A 16,974-nucleotide genomic window follows, 5' to 3' on the forward strand; every position below is an offset into this window, starting at 1 on the left:
ATCACACGACCGCGAACTTAGAGGTGCGCACGTTGGCTTTCCAGATGCCGGACCGCGGCGGAGGCCCAGCCGGGCCACGGATGAGAGTGGGCCGGCCCTCTCGGCGGGTCCGGACCCTGCTCATGACCCTGGGGGTACTGGCCGTACTGGCCATGCTCTTCGTCATGTTCGCGGGGTTCTGGACCGACTGGCTCTGGTACCGCTCGGTGAAGTACTCCTCGGTGTTCACCACCACGCTCTGGACCAAGATCGGCCTGTTCGCGGTCTTCGGGCTGCTGATGGCCGGCGCCGTCGGTCTCAACATCTGGCTGGCGCACCGGCTGCGGCCGCCGCTCAGCGCGATGTCGATGGAGCAGCAGAACCTCGACCGGTACCGGATGGGGATCGCCCCGTACAAGAAGTGGGTGCTCCTCGCGATCACCGCGCTCGTCGGGCTGATCTCCGGGGCCTCCGCCGCGGGACAGTGGCGTACGTGGCTGATGTGGGTGAACGGGGTGGCCTTCGGCCAGAAGGACCCCCAGTTCAAGATGGACGTGTCGTTCTACGCGTTCGATCTTCCCTGGTACCGCTTCCTGCTGGCCTTCGGCTTCGCGGCCACGGTGCTGTCGCTGATCGCCGCCGCGCTGACCCACTACCTGTACGGCGGGCTGCGGATCACCAGCCCCGGCGCGCGGGCCACCGCCGCGGCCACCGGCCATCTGTCGGTGCTGCTCGGTGTCTTCGTCTCGCTGAAGGCCGTGGCGTACTGGCTCGACCGGTACGGGCTGGCCGTGAAGTCCAGCGACTTCAAGGCCGCGGGCAACTGGACGGGTCTGCGGTACGTCGACGCCAACGCGTACCTTCCGGCGAAGACGATCCTCTTCTTCATCGCCGCGATCTGCGCCCTGCTGTTCTTCGCGACGCTCTGGCGCCGTACGTGGCAGCTGCCGGTGATCGGCTTCGGTCTGATGGTGCTGTCGGCGATCCTCATCGGCGGCCTCTACCCGGCTATCGTGCAGAAGTTCCAGGTCCAGCCGAACGAGCAGGCCAAGGAAGCGCCGTACATCAAGAAGAACATCGACGCCACGCGTCAGTCGTACGGCATCGACACCGCCGATGTGCAGAACTACGGCGGCAAGGGCGACCCGGACAAGAAGGCCGAGCAGCGCAAGGCGGCCGACACCGCCGCCAGTTACCGGCTGGTCGACCCCAATGTGGTCTCGCCCGCGTTCCAGCAGCTCCAGCAGGAGCGCAAGTACTACCAGTTCCCCGCCACGCTGGACGTCGACCGGTACACCGGCCCCGACGGAAAGCCGCAGGACACGGTCGTCGGTCTGCGCGAGCTGAACATCACCGGTATCCCCAAGCGCAACTGGATCAACGATCACTTCACGTACACCCATGGGTACGGCGTGATCGCGGCCAAGGGCACGAACACGGTGACGGACGAGAACAACGGTACCGTCGGCGCCCCGGACTTCACCGAGTCCGGCCTGCCGACGACCGGTCAGCTGCCCACGTACGAGCAGCGCGTCTACTACGGCGAGAAGACCGAGCAGTATTCGATCGTGGGCGGCCCCCAGAAGGAGCTGGACTACGAGAAGAACGGCGAGCGGACGACGAGCTACAAGGGCAAGAGCGGGGTCGATCTCTCCAACCCGCTGAACCGCGCGGCATACGCCGTGGCCTTCAGCGAGCCCCAGATGCTCTACTCCGGCGCCATCGGCGACGGCTCGCGGATTCTCTACAACCGCACGCCCAAGGAGCGCGTCGAGGCCGTCGCGCCCTGGCTGACGATCGACGGCGACGCCTATCCCGCCGTGGTCGGCGGCCGTATCCAGTGGATCGTCGACGCGTACACCACGACGAACGGCTATCCGTACGCGTCCCGTACGACGCTCGGCGACACCACGGCCGACTCGCTGACCGACAGCCAGCGCGCCGTGGTCGCGCAGCAGAACCAGGTCAACTACATCCGGAACTCGGTGAAGGCCACCGTCGACGCCTTCGACGGCACGGTCAAGCTGTACGAGTGGGACACCAAGGACCCGGTGCTCAAGACCTGGATGAAGGCCTTCCCCGGCACGGTGCAGCCGAAGGCCGAGATCAAGCCCGACCTGATGTCCCATCTGCGCTACCCGCAGGACATGTTCAAGGTGCAGCGCGAGCTGCTCACCCGCTACCACGTCACGGAGCCCGAGCAGTTCTACAGCGGCAGTGACGCGTGGCAGGTGCCGGACGACCCGACCAACAAGGACAGCAACTCCGTCCCGCCGTACTACCTGAGCCTGAAGATGCCCGGCGAGACCGAGCAGAAGTTCTCGCTGACCACCACCTTCACGCCCAACGGACGCCCCAACCTGGGTGCGTTCATGGCGGTGGACGCCGATGCGACCAGTTCGGACTTCGGCAAGATCAGAGTCCTGAGAGTGACGTCCACCGTGCAGGGCCCGCAACAGGTGCAGAGCGAGCTGAACGGTGTGCCGGAAGTCGCCGAGTTCGTCAGAAACCTGAGAGGCACCGACTCGGACATCGAGTACGGCAACCTCCTGACGGTGCCGCTCGACGGAGGCTTCCTGTACATCGAGCCGGTGTACGCGCGCGGTGGCAGCGCGAACTATCCGCTGCTGAAGAAGGTGGCGGTCTCCTACGGCGGCAAGCCCGTCTTCAAGGACAGCCTCCCCGAGGCGCTCAACGCGGTGTTCGGGGCGGAGAGTTCACCGCCGCCCACGACCCCGCCGCCACCGGGCGAGACCACCAAGCCGCCGGTCACCGGTGACAAGGCGCTGCAACAGGCCATCGCGGACGCCCAGAAGGCGTACGAGGACGGTGAGGCCGCGCTGGCGAAGCAGGACTGGACGGCGTACGGCAAGGCCCAGAAGGAGCTCCAGGAAGCTCTGCAGCGGGCCGCCGACGCGGACACCGGATCCGGCTCGACCAGCGGAAACGGCGGAGACAGCGGCGACGGCGCGAACGGCGGTGCCAACAGCGGCTGAGCAGGCGGCACTCCACCCCGTGGTACGGTTGGAACACAACGACGCGGGGTGGAGCAGCTCGGTAGCTCGCTGGGCTCATAACCCAGAGGTCGCAGGTTCAAATCCTGTCCCCGCTACGCGAAGTCGAGGGCCCGGATCCATACAAGGATCCGGGCCCTCGCCATGCGCGCCGCGCCACGTGTGCCAACTGTGTCTCAGGTCCCCTGAGTTGACCGCGAGCGTGTTTGACTTGTCTCTCTGTGGGCATGTCGACAAAACGCTGAAGTGACCACCGGTCGTTGTATACCGGCTGTACGCCGGTGGTCAGTGGTGCGACGATGGAAAATATGGGGGATAGGACAACTCTGTTGGAGACAGGGCGGTATGTGCAGCGACACGTAGAGGATTCCGTGCGGGCCGAGAGCGGCACGGCGGGATCCGCCGAGACCGCTGCCGACGCCGAGACCGAGCAGCGCCACCGGCGCGCCGCCGACGCGGGCGACACCGCGTCGATGAGCGTCCTCGGCGCCATGCTGCTGCGCCGCGGCGAACTCGACGCCGCCGAGCCCTATCTGCGTGCCGCGACCGCCGAGGGCGAACGCGCCGCCGCCAACAACCTGGGCGTCCTGCTCCACCAGCGCGGCTATGTCGACGAGGCGGCCGGCTGGTGGCGGGTCGCCGCCGTCGCCGGATCCGCCGCCGCGGCCCACGCGCTGGGACGGCACTACCGCGAGCTGGGCGACGAGCCCGCCGCCGAGTACTGGCTGCGTCAGTCCGCCGAGCAGGGCCACGCGCTGGGCGCGTACGCCCTCGCCGATCTGCTGGAGCACCGCAGCGACGTCGGTGCCGAGCGCTGGCTGCGCGCCGCCGCCGAACAGGGGCACCGCGAGGCGGCGTACCGGCTCGCCCGCGCCCTGGAGGTACGGGCGTGCGAGACGGCGCACCCGGGCGCCGACGAGATCTACCGCAGCGGCACCGGCCCCCCGACCGCGGGCGGCCGCCGCCGACCGGGCACCGACGCGGGCCCGCGCGAGGACACCGGCACCGTCTGGAGAGCTTCCGACGGGCCGTCGCTCATCAGCGAGGCCGCGCAGTGGTACCGGCAGGCCGCCGCCCGCGGCCACCGCCGGGCCGCGCTGTACCTCGGCGCGATCCTGGAGAAGCGGGGTGAGCTCAAGGAGGCAGGCCGCTGGTATCTGACCTCCGCCAAGGACGGCGAGGCGCGGGCCGCCTGCGCCCTCGGTTTCCTGCTGCGCGACGCGGGTGACGAGGAGAGCGCCGCCATCTGGTGGCTGCGCGCCGCGCAGGAGGGCGACGGGAACGCGGCCAACGCCCTCGGCGCGCTGCACGCCGCGCGCGGCGAGCAGCAGACCGCCGAGCGCTGGTACCGCGCGGCCATGGACGCGGGCGATGTCAACGGGGCGTACAACCTGGGGCTGCTCTGCGCCGCCCAGGACCGCAACGTCCAGGCCGAGCAGTGGTACCGCCGCGCCGCCTACGCGGGCCATCGCGAGGCCGCCAACGCCCTCGCCGTCCTGCTGCTCCAGGCCGACGACCCGACCGGCGCCGAGCCCTGGTTCTCCAAGGCCGCCGAGGCGGGCAGCGTGGACGCCGCGTTCAACCTCGGCATCCTCTACGCGGGACGCGACGACGACAGTACGGCCCTGCGCTGGTACGAGCGCGCGGCGGCGGCCGGCCATACGGAAGCGGCCCTCCAGGTCGGTATCGCCTGCCTCAGGGACGGCGACGAGCGGTCGGCCGAGCGCCATCTGCGCTGCGCCGCGGGCGGCGGCAGCGCCGAGGCGGCCTTCCGGCTGGCCACGGTCCTCGACTCGCGCCGACCGCAGCCGGGACCGCCCGCGCTCGGTGAGCCGCACGGCGTGAAGACCGAGTGCGAGCAGTGGTACGAGCGCGCCGCCGAGCAGGGACACCGGCGCGCCCAGGTACGGGTCGGCATGCTCGCCGCCGGCCGCGGGGACATCGCCGACGCGGCCCGCTGGTACCGGGAGGCGGCGGAGGCGGGCAGCCGCAACGGCGCCTTCAACCTCGGACTACTGCTCGCCCGCGAGGGCGGCGAGCGGGAGGCCGCGCTGTGGTGGACCAGGGCCGCGCAGGCCGGGCACGGCCGGGCCGCGCTGCGCCTGGCGCTGCTCGCCGCGCGCCATGGCGAGCTGACCGAGGGCCAGCGGTGGTGCGCGCGCGCCGTCGAGCTGGGCCCCGCCGAGGTCGCGGAGCGCGCGGCCCGGCTGCGCGAGGCGCTCCACCAGGAGCTCACCGCGTGAGTACGCGGGGCGCGCGGAAAGGGATTTGCTCTGGTCGGTGGCGTGACGTAGTGTTGCGTTCATCGACGCGGGGTGGAGCAGCTCGGTAGCTCGCTGGGCTCATAACCCAGAGGTCGCAGGTTCAAATCCTGTCCCCGCTACTGAAACCGGAGGCCCGGATCTCGGAAGAGATCCGGGCCTCCGGCGTTGGTGCCTCAGCTACGACGAAGGGCCCGGCGGCGGTGAGCTGCGGGGCCCTCGGTGAGCTGCCGGGCCCTCCGTGAAGCGATCTGCCTGACGACGTGACGCCTGTTGACGTGACGCCTGAGACCTCTGATGAGTGCGAAGCGGTTACGCGGCCGCGCAGTTTGGGCAGGTGCCCCGGTATGTCACTTCGACATCCGAGATCGTGAACCCGAAGCGCTCCGCGTCCGGCAGGTCGGCCAGCGGATCGCCCGATGGATGGACATCACGTATGGCACCGCACCGCGCGCAGACCAGGTGCTGGTGCGGCCTGTGCGCGTTCGGGTCGTACCGCTTGGCCCGGCGGTCCGTGGACACCTCGATCACTTCACCGAGCGTCACCATCTCGCCCAAGGTGTTGTAGACGGTGGCCCGGGAGATCTCCGGAAGTCTGGCGACGGCGCGCGCGTGCACCTCGTCGGCGGTCAGATGCACATGGTCCCCGTCGAGGACCTCGGCCACAACACGACGCTGGGCCGTCATGCGCCAGCCGCGTTCGCGAAGTCGTTCCAACAGGTCACTCATGGGACCAGCCTAACAGTGAAGGGACCCAGGTCCCGAACGTGTGTGACTTTGGATGGCTGCTTGACTTAGACAAAGTCCATCGTAGGATCGGAATCGGCACTCGCCAAGGGTGCCGAGGGACAGGACAGAGCAGTAATGACGCAGGAGGCGCACGTGACGCAGGGACCGCTCACCACGGAGGCCGGGGCTCCGGTCGCCGACAACCAGAACAGCGAGACCGCGGGCGTCGGTGGTCCCGTTCTGGTCCAGGACCAGGCACTGCTGGAGAAGCTCGCGCACTTCAACCGCGAGCGCATCCCGGAGCGCATCGTGCACGCGCGTGGCGCCGGCGCGTACGGCACGTTCACCCTGACCCGCGACGTCTCGCAGTGGACGCGGGCGAAGTTCCTCTCCGAGGTCGGCAAGCAGACGGAGACGTTCCTGCGCTTCTCCACCGTCGCGGGCAACCTGGGCTCGGCGGACGCGGTGCGTGACCCGCGCGGCTTCGCCCTCAAGTTCTACACCGAAGAGGGCAATTACGACCTCGTCGGCAACAACACCCCGGTGTTCTTCATCAAGGACGCCATCAAGTTCCCCGACTTCATCCACACCCAGAAGCGCGACCCGTACACCGGCTCGCAGGAGGCGGACAACGTCTGGGACTTCTGGGGTCTGTCGCCCGAGTCCACCCACCAGGTGACCTGGCTGTTCGGTGACCGCGGTATCCCGGCCACGCTCCGTCACATGAACGGGTACGGCTCGCACACGTACCAGTGGAACAACGAGGCCGGCGAGGTCTTCTGGGTCAAGTACCACTTCAAGACCGACCAGGGCATCAAGAACCTCACCTCGGAAGAGGCCGCGGTGCTCGCGGGCCAGGACCCGGACAGCCACCAGCGCGACCTGCGCGAGGCCATCGAGCGCGGTGACTTCCCGTCCTGGACGGTGCAGATCCAGGTCATGCCGGCGGCCGAGGCGGCCGCCTACCGCTTCAACCCGTTCGACCTGACCAAGGTCTGGCCGCACGAGGACTACCCGCCGATCGAGATCGGCAAGCTGGAGCTCAACCGCAACCCGGAGAACATCTTCGCGGAGGTCGAGCAGTCCATCTTCTCGCCGGCCCACTTCGTTCCGGGCGTCGGTCCCTCCCCGGACAAGATGCTCCAGGGCCGTCTGTTCGCGTACGGCGACGCCCACCGCTACCGCGTCGGCATCAACGCCGACCACCTGCCGGTGAACCGTCCGCACGCCACCGAGGCGCGGACGAACAGCCGTGACGGCTTCCTGTACGACGGCCGCCACAAGGGCGCCAAGAACTACGAGCCGAACAGCTTCGGCGGCCCCTTCCAGACGGACAAGCCGCTGTGGCAGTCCGCCCCGGTCACCGGTGCCACCGGCAACCACGAGGCGCCGAGCCACGCCGAGGACAACGACTTCGTGCAGGCGGGCAATCTGTACCGGATGATGTCCGAAAACGAGAAGGGCCGTCTGATCGGCAACCTCGCCGGGTTCATCTCCCAGGTCTCGCGCGACGACATCGCCGAGCGCGCGGTGAACAACTTCCGCCAGGCGGACGGTGACTTCGGCAAGCGACTGGAGGCCGCGGTCCAGGCCCTTCGCGGCTGACAGCCTCACGCGCCGAGACGTCAGGGGCCGGGTCCTTCGAGGATCCGGCCCCTGACGCCGTCCCGGGGCCTCAGGCCCCGGCCAGTACCGCCGCCTCCCGCCGGGCCGGGGCCCAGCAGCGGATGATGTCGCGTACGGAGACGATGCCGACCGGTTCGTGCTCGTCGAGCACGATCAGATGGCGGAACCCGCCGCTGGACATGGCGGCCGCGGCTTCCTCCAGCGTCCAGGCGGGCGAGGCGAAGACGACGGACGTCGTGGTGTGGCTGCAGGCGGTCTCGGAATCGGGGCTCTCGCCGGCACCGAGCGAGTTGAGAATGTCGCGCTCGGTGAGGATGCCGATGCCGCAGTGGTCGGGGTCGAGGACGACGGCGGCGCCGACGCGGCGTGCCGACATCAGCCGGGCCGCCTGGCGGAGCGTATGCGTGGGCCCGATGGTCAGAACCACCGAACTCATGGCATCACGGACAAGCATGGATGGAGTCACCTCCTCGGTGAACCGGTTTCCTGGGTCCCTTGGGGGCCGAGGGGATCGGGAAGACCCTGGAGAAACGATTCACAAGTTCACAAGTGGGGGAACTCTTAGAGTGACACTGTTGCGCGGAGTGAACAAGGGGGCGCCCGGCGCGGATCCCCGGGCGCACACAAAACAGACAAACGCTCCCAGTGCCCGGACGCCCCGATCGCGGCGTCCGGAGGCGAGTGAGCCGAAGGGGCGCGCCGACGCCGAAAAAGAGGCTGTGCTCGATATGCGGCTCCGCCGCGCGTGCAGAGGTTCGCGAGGTACGAGCGAATCGAGCACGGTCGACCGTCGGCGTTGGCATAAGGCGCCCCGGAGGCGAACCGAGCCTCCAAAAAGAGAGGCTAATAGCGCTGGTTCAAATAGCCGAGGAGTTCTTCGTGGAGGATTCCGTTCGAGGCCGCCGCGTTGCCGCTGTGGGGGCCCGGACGGCCGTCGAGGCCGGTGAAGCTGCCGCCCGCCTCCTGGACGACGATCGCCGGCGCCGCCATGTCCCAGAGGGACAGCTCGGGCTCCGCGCAGATGTCCACCGAGCCCTCGGCGACCATCATGTACGGCCAGAAGTCGCCATAGCCGCGGGTACGCCAGCACGCCCGGGTCAGATCCAGGAAGCCGTCCAGTCGGCCCTGCTCGTCCCAGCCGGTCAGTGAGGAGTACGCGAACGACGCGTCCTGGACGCGGGAGACGTCCGAGACCCGCAGCCGCGTCGCGGAGGAGAGGCTCCTGCCCGTATAGGCGCCGCCCCCCTTCGCCGCCCACCAGCGCCGGCCGAGCGCGGGCGCGGACACCACGCCGACGACCGGTTCGTAACCGCCCTCGACGGCCACCATCAGGGAGATCAGCGTGGCCCAGACGGGCACTCCGCGGACATAGTTCTTGGTGCCGTCGATGGGGTCGATAACCCAGCGGCGCGGGCCCGTGCCCTCGATGCCGTACTCCTCGCCCAGGATCGCGTCACGCGGCCTGGCCCGCTGGAGATTGCCACGGATCAGCTCCTCGGCGGCCTTGTCGGCCTCACTCACCGGAGTCATGTCCGGTTTGGTCTCGACCTTCAGGTCCAGAGCCTTGAACCGGTCCATCGTCGCGGCGTCGGCGGCGTCCGCGAGGACATGGGCGAGACGCAGATCATCGTGGTAATCGGGCATGGTCGTCACAGTATCCATCGTGCGGGACGGCGGGCCACGGGGTCCGGTCGGCGAGAAGGCGCGCGCAGCCTTGACAGTGAGCGACAGCCCGTCAACTCTGTGCACAGAGCCGCACGGCCCCGGAGGCGACGATGCCTACAGCGCGTGAAGCCCTGCTCCGCTCCGCTCTCGCGGCGCTCGCCGAGCTGCCCTGGTCCGCGATCAGAATGGTCGATGTGGCGTCGGGTGCCGGGGTCTCCCGGCAGACCCTCTACAACGAGTTCGGCAGCAAGGACGGTCTCGCCCGTGCGCTGATGCGGTGGGAGACCGATCGCTATCTGCACGGTGTGGAGCGGCTGTTGGGCGAGCGAGCCGCCGCCGCGGACCGGCTGGTGGCCATCGCCGAGTGGACGGTCGGCGAGGCACGTGCCAGACCGCTGCTGCGCGCACTGCTCACCGGCTGCTGGGGGGAGTGGCTCCCGGCGCCGCCGCCCGCACGGGAGGCCACCGTCACGTCCACCGTTCCGGCACAGCGCCGCGCGGACGCCGGGCCACCGGGGACCGCGGCTCTGGTGGCGCTGGTACGGGACAGATCGGCGGCCGCGCTGCGCCAGGATCAGCGCGATCAGAATCAGCGCCATCAGGGGCAACGGGATCACGGGCAACGGGATTACGACCGCGACGAGTTGCTCTACCGCTGTGAGCTGGCCGTCCGGCTCGCGCTCGCCCATCTCATCGCGCCCGGCGCCGAGTCCGTGGGGCCGCTGGTCCGTACGGCCGTCACCGCACCGCTCCGCGTACCCCCGCGCGCACCGCTCAGTGCGCCGAGCCCGAGAGCTGGAGCCCGATGACTCCGATGACCACCAGCGAGATCGAGACAAGCTTCAGTACGGACACCACATCGTCGAGGAAGACCATCCCGTAGATCGCGGTGCCCGCCGCGCCGATGCCCGTCCACACCGCGTACGCGGGACCGACGTCGAGCTTCTTCAGCGAGAGCGTCAGCAGACCGAAGCTGCCGAGCGCGAAGACCGCGAACGCGATGGTCGGCCAGAGCCTGGTGAAGCCGTGGGAGAGCTTCAGGCAGACGGCAAAGCCGGTCTCCAGAATCCCGGCGACCACAACCAGCAGCCACGCCATGGTGAAAGAGCCTCCCCGCGTCGGTGACTGCCCGGTATCGCCTGGTGTCTGGTGTGATTATGCCCCTTACCGGAGCCGACGGGCGGCAAACGTGTGTGAGTCAGTCACCTTCGCGCCGCTGCCGTCAGTCGCCTTCGCGCCGCTCGCGGGTGGCGAGAAGGCGACGGAGCGAGTACAGCCGGGCCGGATCGGCGTGGCCCTCGGCCACCCAGGCGTCCAGCGCGCAGTCCGGTTCGTCGTGGCTGCACGCCCGCGGGCAGCCCTCCGTTCCCGGCATCAGATCGGGGAAGGCGAGGATGACCCGCGACGGATCGACATGGTGGAGTCCGAAGGACCGGATACCGGGGGTGTCGATCACCCAGCCGTCCGCCTTCGCCAGCGGCAGCGCCAGCGCCGAGGTGGTGGTGTGCCGGCCGCGTCCGGTGACCGCGTTGACGTCTCCGGTGATCCGCTGACGGTCGTCCGGGACCAGCGCGTTGACCAGCGTCGTCTTGCCGACGCCCGAGTGGCCCACGAAGGCGGTGACCCGGCCGTCGAGATATTCGCGTACGAGGTCCGCCGCGTGGCCGCTCGCCAGTTCGTCGCGTCGCGTGACGACATGGCGGATGCCCAGCGCCCGGTAGGTCTCCAGGAGTTCGTCCGGTGAGGCCAGATCGGACTTCGTCAGCACGAGCAGCGGTTCGAGCCCTCCGTCGTACGCCGCGACCAGACAGCGGTCGATCAGCCGGGGGCGCGGCTCCGGGTCGGCGAGCGCCGTGACCACGGCCAGCTGGTCGGCGTTGGCGACGACCACACGCTCGTACGGATCGTCGTCGTCCGCCGTCCGCCGGAGCACCGAGCGGCGCTTCTCGATCCGTACGATGCGCGCCAGCGTGTCCTTCTTGCCCGACAGATCGCCCACCAGAAAGACCTGGTCGCCCACCACGGCGGCCTTGCGGCCCAGTTCGCGCGCCTTCATCGCCAGCACGACACGATCCTCGACGAGACAGGTCAGCCGTCCCCGGTCGACGGTCAGGACCATGCCCTCCGACGCGTCCTCGTGCTTGGGCCGGATGTTCGTACGCGGCCGGTTGCCCTTGGGGTTGGGGCGGTGGCGGATGTCGTCCTCGTCGGGGTTCTTGCCGTAGCGGCGCATCGCGTCAGGCTCCCGCTCCCGCGAGCATGTCCGTCCACATCCGCGGAAAGTCCGGCAGTGTCTTGGCGGTCGTCGCGACGTTCTCGATCTCCACCCCGTTGACGGCGAGGCCGATGATCGAACCCGCCGTGGCCATGCGGTGGTCGTCGTACGTATGGAACACCCCGCCGTGCAGCGGGCGCGGGCGGATGTGCAGCCCGTCCGCGGTCTCGGCGACATCGCCGCCCAGCTCGTTGATCTCCTTGGTGAGCGCGGCCAGCCGGTCCGTCTCATGGAGCCGCAGATGGGCCACGCCCCGCAGGGTGGAGGGCGAGTCGGCGAGCGCGGCGACCGCCGCGATGCCCGGGGTCAGCTCCCCGACCTCGCTCAGATCGAGATCGACCCCATGGATCCGGCCGGTGCCCGTGAAGGTGAGGCTGGTGCCCTCGGCCGTCTCGGCGAACTCGCAGGAACCGCCCATCTCGGTGAAGATCTCGCGCAGCGCGTCACCCGGCTGGGTGGTCCGCTCGGGCCAGTCGGGGACGGTCACCCGGCCGCCGGTGACCAGCGCGGCGGCCAGGAACGGCTGGGCGTTGGAGAGATCGGGCTCGACGGTCAGGTCGCGGCCGAGCAGCGCGCCCGCCGAGACCCGCCAGACATTCGGCTCACCACCGGTCTCGGGCTCGTCGACCTGGGCGCCGACCCCGCGCAGCATGTCGACCGTCATCCTGATGTGCGGCAGCGAGGGCAGTACGGAGCCCACGTGCCGTACCTCCACGCCCTGGTTGAAGCGTGCTCCCGAGAGCAGCAGCGCCGAGACGAACTGGGAGGAGGCGGAGGCGTCGATCTCCACCGGGCCGCCCTCCAGGGCGCCGCCGCCGTGCACGGTCAGCGGGAGCGAGCCGCGTCCGTCGTCGTCGATACGGGCGCCCAGCGCGCGCAGGGCGTCGATGACGCTGTGCAGCGGACGCTGGTAGGAGCGGGGGTCGCCGTCGAAGCGGATGTCGCCGTCGGCGAGCGTCGCGACGGGGGGCAGGAAGCGCATCACCGTACCGGCGTTGCCGACGTCGACGGAGGCCGGGCCGTGCAGCCCCGAGGGGATCACCCGCCACGCCTCGCCGCTCGGACCCGGCACGGCAGCGGCGGCGGAACTGGACGACGACACGGTCTCCTCGATACCGACGCCCATGGCCCGCAGCGCGTCGACCATCAGGAGGGTGTCGCGGGAGCGCAGGGGCCGGCGCAGCCAGCCGGGCTCGGCGGCCAGCGCGGCGAGCACCAGACCGCGGTTGGTGACCGATTTCGAGCCGGGCACGGTGACCGTCGCTTCGACGGCCCCGTTTGCGTAGGGGGCGGGCCAGAGGGCGGGCTGCACGGAGCTTTCGGTCATGGCCAACACTTTAGTGGTTCTTGAGGGACCTCGATCCTGATCAAATACGGAGAAACCAGGGCGTAATCAGCGAGTGATAAGAGGGCTGCACGATGAGAGGCCGAATTGTGGGTGCTCGTCGGTGCTCGTCGGTGTCAGAGGCCCAACAGCCAGCGCCCGCCGCCGATCAGGGAGCAGAGCGAGACGGCGTGGAAGAGGAACAGCCACAACGCGGGCGGCGTGTGCGTCAGCCGACCCAGCTGGTCCGCGTCGGAGTCCCCGGCGCCGCCGTACCGGCGCTTCGACTGGAGCTCGAAGGCGGGGCGTACGCCCCCCAGGAGCAGAAACCAGACCGCGGTGTACGCGAACACCGACTGGACGTCCGGACCGGTCAGCCAGGATATGAGCAGGAAGGCCGCCCCGGTGACGATCACCGTGAGCGCGCCGTACGCGTTGCGGATCATCACCAGCATCGCGAGCAGCAGGGCCGTGGCCAGCCACAGCAGCAGGGTGATGTGGTGCGCGGAGAGCAGCCAGGCGCCGCCGAGACCGAGCAGCGGCGGGGCGGTGTAGCCCGCGGCCGCGGTGAGGATCATGCCGGGACCGGTCGGCCTGCCCCGGCTCACGGTCAGGCCCGAGGTGTCCGAGTGCAGCCGGATGCCGTCCAGCCGGCGTCCGGTGACCAGGGCTATCAGCCCGTGGCCGCCCTCGTGCGCGATGGTTATCGCGTTACGGGAGAGCCGCCAGAGCGGACGCGGTACGACGGCCGCGAGCGCGACGACCGCCGCCACGACCACCAGCCAGTCCTCCGGGGCGGGTTGGGTGCCGAAGACGCGATCCCACAGATCGCCGATGGAGGCGGAGTCGATGCTGGCCATTGCTCGGGCGGCTCCTCAGCTCGGTGGCGTCGTGGCGGTGTCGTGGCAGTGTGGCACCGACGTGCCATACGTAGGAAAACGCCCCCGCGCCTCACGTCGGTTCCGCCGGAATCCTGTGAGTCGTCCCTTCGACAGTGGGTACGGGTCCGCCGAGGCACCGCGAAGCCACATCTGTTCGGCGTAACCTGGCGCCATCGCAGGCCAGAGGAGCGGTTGAGGATGTGCGGCAGGTACGCGGCGAGCCGTCGGCCCGAGGACCTTCAGGGAGTCTTCGGCATCGAGACGTGGGAGCCCGAGGAGACCCTCACCCCCGACTGGAACGTGGCCCCGACCAAAGAGGTCTACGCCGTTCTGGAACGCCCCGTGAAGGAGGCGGCGGACCCCGGTCCGGTCCGTCAGCTGCGGAGACTCAAGTGGGGGCTCGTACCGTCCTGGGCCAAGACGCCCGAGGGCGGGGCGCGGATGATCAACGCGCGCGCGGAGACCGTGCACGAGAAGCCGTCGTTCCGGCGGCCCTTCGTCTCACGGCGCTGCATCCTCCCGGCCGACGGCTACTACGAGTGGGTCACCGGATCCGAGGAGCGGCAGCTGGAGGAGCGGGGCAGGAAGAAGCGGCCCCGCAAGCAGCCGTACTTCGTCACCCCGGCGGACGGCTCGGTCATGGCGATGGCCGGACTGTACGAGTTCTGGCGGGACCGCACGCTGCCGGACGACCATCCGTCGGCCTGGTGGGCGACCTGCTCGGTGATCACCACCGAGGCGGAGACGACCCCGTTGGCGGTGGCCCCGGCCGAGGGCCCCGGATCGCTGGCGGAGATCCATCCCCGGATGCCGCTGATGCTGACGCCGGACCGCTGGGACGCCTGGCTGGACCCGGCCCGTACGGACCCCGAGGAGCTGCGGGAACTGCTCGCCCCGCCGCCGGCCGGGCTGATGCGGGCGTACCCGGTCACGACGGCCGTCAGCAATGTCCGCAACAACGGACCCGAGCTGCTGGAGGAGCTGCCCGCGCCGGAGGAGAGCACGCTTTTCTGACGGACACCGGCCCCGCCTCCCCACGACCACGGCCCCGTCGGCCTCCGCGCTCCAGCGGCGCTGTGACGGAGGATGGCTGTGTGACAAGCGACACGACAGCCGACAGGACAGCCGAGCCGGACCGGCAGGCCGTCGAAACCCCGGCCGGGGACGCCCGGATCACCTGGCATCGCGCGAAGCGGCCCCGCCGCGTCCTCGCCCTCGGCCATGGCGCCGGCGGCGGGATCGAGGCGCGTGACCTCCGCGCCCTGGCCGCCGCGCTGCCCCCGCTCGGGGTAACCGTCGCCCTGGTGGAGCAGCCCTGGCGGGTGGCGGGCAAGAAGGTGGCACCCGCGCCGAAGACCCTCGACGCCGGCTGGCGCGCGCTCTGGCCCGCGCTGGAGAAGCCGGGGGTGCCGGTCGTCGCGGGCGGGCGCAGCGCAGGGGCGCGTGTGGCTTGTCGCACGGCGCGTGAGCTGGGCGCGCACGCCGTACTGGCCCTGAGCTTCCCGCTGCACCCGCCGGGCAGGCCGGAGAAGTCCCGCGCCACCGAGCTGCTGGAAGCGGGTGTGCCGACCCTGGTCGTGCAGGGCGGGAACGACCCGTTCGGCAAGCCCGCCGAGTATGCCGAGCTGCCGGGGGGCGCTGGAGGCGCCGGGGGTGCGGGGGCCGTCCCGGGTGGCTCGTACGAGCTCCTGGAGGTGCCTTACGGCGACCATGGATTCGCCGTGCCCAAGAGGGCGCCCCTCTCGCAGGACGAGGCCCTGGACATCATCACCGAGGGCGTCGCCGGCTGGCTCGCCGTGCCGGACGGGACCCGCTGAAACCTCCGGGGAATGTCCGGCGCGAAGTCGCTGTTGTGAGAAACATCGGTAGACAGAGCACGAGAGGGAGTCCGTCGTATGGGTTCGACCATCTGCCCGCGCCGCTCAGACGCCACTGACCTGGAGTGGACGGTGCTGTCCGCGGCAAAGACCGCTTCCCTTCGGGCGGCCGGCGGGGCGGACCGGCAGGCCCCGTCGCATCGAGGTCGACTATTCTCCGATTCGAGTGGGTCCGCATTCGGCCCCGCCACATCGTTGGAGGAGGTGGGTCCGGTCACTGGGACCGACGGAGCGACCGACGACGGCCACATCGAAGAGACCACCGCCGAGCGCAATGCCCGTTTCGAGAGGGACGCCCTCGGCTACCTGGACCAGATGTACTCGGCCGCGCTGCGTATGACGCGCAATCCGGCCGATGCCGAGGATCTGGTGCAGGAGACCTATGCCAAGGCGTACGGCTCCTTCCACCAGTTCCGTGAGGGAACCAACCTCAAGGCGTGGATGTACCGCATCCTCACGAACACATTCATCAACTCGTACCGCAAGAAGCAGCGCGAGCCCCAGCGAAGTGCCGCCGAGGAGATCGAGGACTGGCAGCTGGCACGCGCGGAGTCGCACATGTCGACAGGTCTGCGTTCCGCGGAGTCGCAGGCGCTCGACCATCTCCCGGACTCCGACGTGAAGGCCGCGTTGCAGGCGATTCCCGAAGAATTCCGTATCGCCGTGTATCTCGCCGACGTAGAGGGCTTTGCGTACAAGGAGATCGCGGACATCATGGGAACCCCCATCGGTACGGTCATGTCACGACTGCACCGAGGCCGCCGCCAGCTGCGCGGCATGCTGGAGGACTACGCCCGTGACCGCGGGCTCGTCCCGGCGGGTGTCGGAGAGTCGTTGGACGATCGGAAAGGTTCGGACTCATGAGCTGCGGAGAGCCGCATGAGACGGATTGCGCCGAGGTCCTCGATCATCTCTACGAGTTCCTCGACCGCGAGATGCCCGACAGCGACTGCACCAAGTTCGAGGTGCACTTCGAGGAGTGCTCCCCGTGCCTGGAGAAGTACGGCCTTGAGAAGGCCGTGAAGAAGCTGGTCAAACGGTGCTGCGGGCAGGACGACGTACCGGCCGATCTGCGGTCCAAGGTGATGGGGCGGATCGACCTGATCAGGTCGGGAGAGGCCGTGCCCGAACACGAGGTGTCGGCCGGCGCGGATCTTCCGGGCGTCGCCAAGGAATAGGGCCCGGCGAGTGGGCCGGGCGCGCAAGAAGTACCGGTAGGACAAGAAGCACCGGTAGGACAAGAAGTACCCGGTAGGAACGGACTGACGAGAGGGCGTATCGCGCGTGGCGCGGTGCGCCTTCGCGCGTATTCGCGCGCACCCCGCCCCGCCCGCGCGCATGAC

Annotated in this window: 15 protein-coding genes and 2 tRNA genes; 10 read left to right on the forward strand and 7 right to left on the reverse strand. The window is 69.7% G+C overall.

Translation table 11 applies throughout. From position 1 onward, the window contains the following. Positions 1-44: 44 nt before the first annotated feature. The 4 genes from ACIRQP_RS05570 (at position 45) to ACIRQP_RS05585 (ending at position 5,376) form a co-directional block, all read left to right on the forward strand. Positions 45-2,975 carry a UPF0182 family protein gene (locus ACIRQP_RS05570; protein ID WP_403884375.1) on the forward strand — a complete coding sequence of 977 codons (2,931 nt, stop codon included), beginning with the start codon at positions 45-47 and terminating at the stop codon, positions 2,973-2,975. A gap of 42 nt (positions 2,976-3,017) precedes the next feature. Then, positions 3,018-3,091, forward strand: a tRNA-Met gene (locus ACIRQP_RS05575). A 201-nt stretch (positions 3,092-3,292) separates the two neighbouring features. Next, positions 3,293-5,236, forward strand: a complete 1,944-nt coding sequence (locus ACIRQP_RS05580) for a tetratricopeptide repeat protein (RefSeq protein WP_403883878.1) — start codon at positions 3,293-3,295, stop codon at positions 5,234-5,236. A gap of 66 nt (positions 5,237-5,302) precedes the next feature. Continuing rightward, positions 5,303-5,376: transfer RNA gene (locus ACIRQP_RS05585), tRNA-Met, on the forward strand. A gap of 190 nt (positions 5,377-5,566) precedes the next feature. Here the strand turns inward: ACIRQP_RS05585 and ACIRQP_RS05590 are convergent. After that, entirely contained in the window at positions 5,567-5,983 is a 417-nt protein-coding gene (locus tag ACIRQP_RS05590) for a Fur family transcriptional regulator (RefSeq protein WP_403883881.1), read from the reverse strand. 153 nt (positions 5,984-6,136) lie between these two features. Between ACIRQP_RS05590 and ACIRQP_RS05595 the strand changes: the two genes are divergently transcribed. Further along, positions 6,137-7,588 carry a catalase gene (locus ACIRQP_RS05595; RefSeq protein WP_403883884.1) on the forward strand — a complete coding sequence of 484 codons (1,452 nt, stop codon included), beginning with the start codon at positions 6,137-6,139 and terminating at the stop codon, positions 7,586-7,588. 70 nt (positions 7,589-7,658) lie between these two features. On the opposite strand, the gene ACIRQP_RS05600 is transcribed toward ACIRQP_RS05595, so the two are convergent. Together ACIRQP_RS05600 and hisN are read right to left on the reverse strand one after the other, a co-directional pair. Further along, on the reverse strand, positions 7,659-8,063 hold the full coding sequence (locus tag ACIRQP_RS05600; protein WP_403883887.1) for a cyclic nucleotide-binding/CBS domain-containing protein: 405 nt from the start codon (positions 8,061-8,063) through the stop codon (positions 7,659-7,661). A gap of 389 nt (positions 8,064-8,452) precedes the next feature. Continuing rightward, positions 8,453-9,253, reverse strand: coding sequence for a histidinol-phosphatase (gene hisN / locus ACIRQP_RS05605; protein ID WP_403883890.1), 801 nt, complete (start codon positions 9,251-9,253; stop codon positions 8,453-8,455). 131 nt (positions 9,254-9,384) lie between these two features. Between hisN and ACIRQP_RS05610 the strand changes: the two genes are divergently transcribed. After that, a complete protein-coding gene (locus ACIRQP_RS05610) occupies positions 9,385-10,083 on the forward strand; it encodes a TetR/AcrR family transcriptional regulator (protein ID WP_403883893.1) in 699 nt (232 codons plus the stop codon). Here ACIRQP_RS05610 and ACIRQP_RS05615 read toward each other — a convergent pair. The 4 genes from ACIRQP_RS05615 to ACIRQP_RS05630 form a co-directional block, all read right to left on the reverse strand. After that, positions 10,049-10,372 (reverse strand): DMT family transporter, encoded by a 324-nt coding sequence (locus ACIRQP_RS05615; protein WP_403883896.1) that lies wholly within the window; start codon positions 10,370-10,372, stop codon positions 10,049-10,051. The two genes, ACIRQP_RS05610 and ACIRQP_RS05615, sit on opposite strands and share 35 nt — an antisense overlap. A gap of 124 nt (positions 10,373-10,496) precedes the next feature. Further along, positions 10,497-11,507: a ribosome small subunit-dependent GTPase A gene (rsgA, locus tag ACIRQP_RS05620; RefSeq protein WP_403883899.1), complete on the reverse strand. Its 1,011-nt coding sequence runs from the start codon at positions 11,505-11,507 to the stop codon at positions 10,497-10,499. A 4-nt stretch (positions 11,508-11,511) separates the two neighbouring features. Continuing rightward, complete coding sequence (gene aroA / locus ACIRQP_RS05625; RefSeq protein ID WP_403883902.1) at positions 11,512-12,876, reverse strand: 3-phosphoshikimate 1-carboxyvinyltransferase; 1,365 nt, start codon at positions 12,874-12,876, stop codon at positions 11,512-11,514. 134 nt (positions 12,877-13,010) lie between these two features. Continuing rightward, positions 13,011-13,733 carry a M50 family metallopeptidase gene (locus tag ACIRQP_RS05630; RefSeq protein ID WP_403883905.1) on the reverse strand — a complete coding sequence of 241 codons (723 nt, stop codon included), beginning with the start codon at positions 13,731-13,733 and terminating at the stop codon, positions 13,011-13,013. A 219-nt stretch (positions 13,734-13,952) separates the two neighbouring features. Here ACIRQP_RS05630 and ACIRQP_RS05635 point away from each other — a divergent pair, with 219 nt between their 5' ends. The 4 genes from ACIRQP_RS05635 (at position 13,953) to rsrA (ending at position 16,809) form a co-directional block, all read left to right on the forward strand. Then, positions 13,953-14,768 carry an SOS response-associated peptidase gene (locus ACIRQP_RS05635; protein ID WP_403883908.1) on the forward strand — a complete coding sequence of 272 codons (816 nt, stop codon included), beginning with the start codon at positions 13,953-13,955 and terminating at the stop codon, positions 14,766-14,768. Between the two features lie 80 nt (positions 14,769-14,848). Further along, positions 14,849-15,571: an alpha/beta family hydrolase gene (locus ACIRQP_RS05640; RefSeq protein ID WP_403883911.1), complete on the forward strand. Its 723-nt coding sequence runs from the start codon at positions 14,849-14,851 to the stop codon at positions 15,569-15,571. Positions 15,572-15,835: 264 nt separating this feature from the next. Next, positions 15,836-16,495 carry a sigma-70 family RNA polymerase sigma factor gene (locus tag ACIRQP_RS05645; protein WP_193564036.1) on the forward strand — a complete coding sequence of 220 codons (660 nt, stop codon included), beginning with the start codon at positions 15,836-15,838 and terminating at the stop codon, positions 16,493-16,495. Next, positions 16,492-16,809 (forward strand): mycothiol system anti-sigma-R factor, encoded by a 318-nt coding sequence (rsrA, locus tag ACIRQP_RS05650; protein WP_403883914.1) that lies wholly within the window; start codon positions 16,492-16,494, stop codon positions 16,807-16,809. The genes ACIRQP_RS05645 and rsrA overlap by 4 nt, the downstream gene beginning before the upstream one ends. The last annotated feature ends 165 nt before the right edge of the window (positions 16,810-16,974 follow it).

This window comes from Streptomyces sp. NPDC102274, assembly GCF_044766385.1.
Classification (GTDB): Bacteria; Actinomycetota; Actinomycetes; order Streptomycetales; family Streptomycetaceae; genus Streptomyces.

Excerpts from the sequence above, each read along its gene's own strand:
- ACIRQP_RS05580 (WP_403883878.1), top strand. The coding sequence starts at position 3,293 with ATGGAAAATATGGGGGATAGGACAACTCTGTTGGAGACAGGGCGGTAT.
- ACIRQP_RS05570 (WP_403884375.1), top strand. The coding sequence starts at position 45 with ATGCCGGACCGCGGCGGAGGCCCAGCCGGGCCACGGATGAGAGTGGGC.
- rsrA (WP_403883914.1), top strand. The coding sequence starts at position 16,492 with ATGAGCTGCGGAGAGCCGCATGAGACGGATTGCGCCGAGGTCCTCGAT.
- rsgA (WP_403883899.1), bottom strand. The coding sequence starts at position 11,507 with ATGCGCCGCTACGGCAAGAACCCCGACGAGGACGACATCCGCCACCGC.
- ACIRQP_RS05600 (WP_403883887.1), bottom strand. The coding sequence starts at position 8,063 with ATGCTTGTCCGTGATGCCATGAGTTCGGTGGTTCTGACCATCGGGCCC.
- hisN (WP_403883890.1), bottom strand. The coding sequence starts at position 9,253 with ATGCCCGATTACCACGATGATCTGCGTCTCGCCCATGTCCTCGCGGAC.
- ACIRQP_RS05635 (WP_403883908.1), top strand. The coding sequence starts at position 13,953 with ATGTGCGGCAGGTACGCGGCGAGCCGTCGGCCCGAGGACCTTCAGGGA.
- ACIRQP_RS05630 (WP_403883905.1), bottom strand. The coding sequence starts at position 13,733 with ATGGCCAGCATCGACTCCGCCTCCATCGGCGATCTGTGGGATCGCGTC.
- ACIRQP_RS05615 (WP_403883896.1), bottom strand. The coding sequence starts at position 10,372 with ATGGCGTGGCTGCTGGTTGTGGTCGCCGGGATTCTGGAGACCGGCTTT.
- ACIRQP_RS05590 (WP_403883881.1), bottom strand. The coding sequence starts at position 5,983 with ATGAGTGACCTGTTGGAACGACTTCGCGAACGCGGCTGGCGCATGACG.
- aroA (WP_403883902.1), bottom strand. The coding sequence starts at position 12,876 with ATGACCGAAAGCTCCGTGCAGCCCGCCCTCTGGCCCGCCCCCTACGCA.
- ACIRQP_RS05610 (WP_403883893.1), top strand. The coding sequence starts at position 9,385 with ATGCCTACAGCGCGTGAAGCCCTGCTCCGCTCCGCTCTCGCGGCGCTC.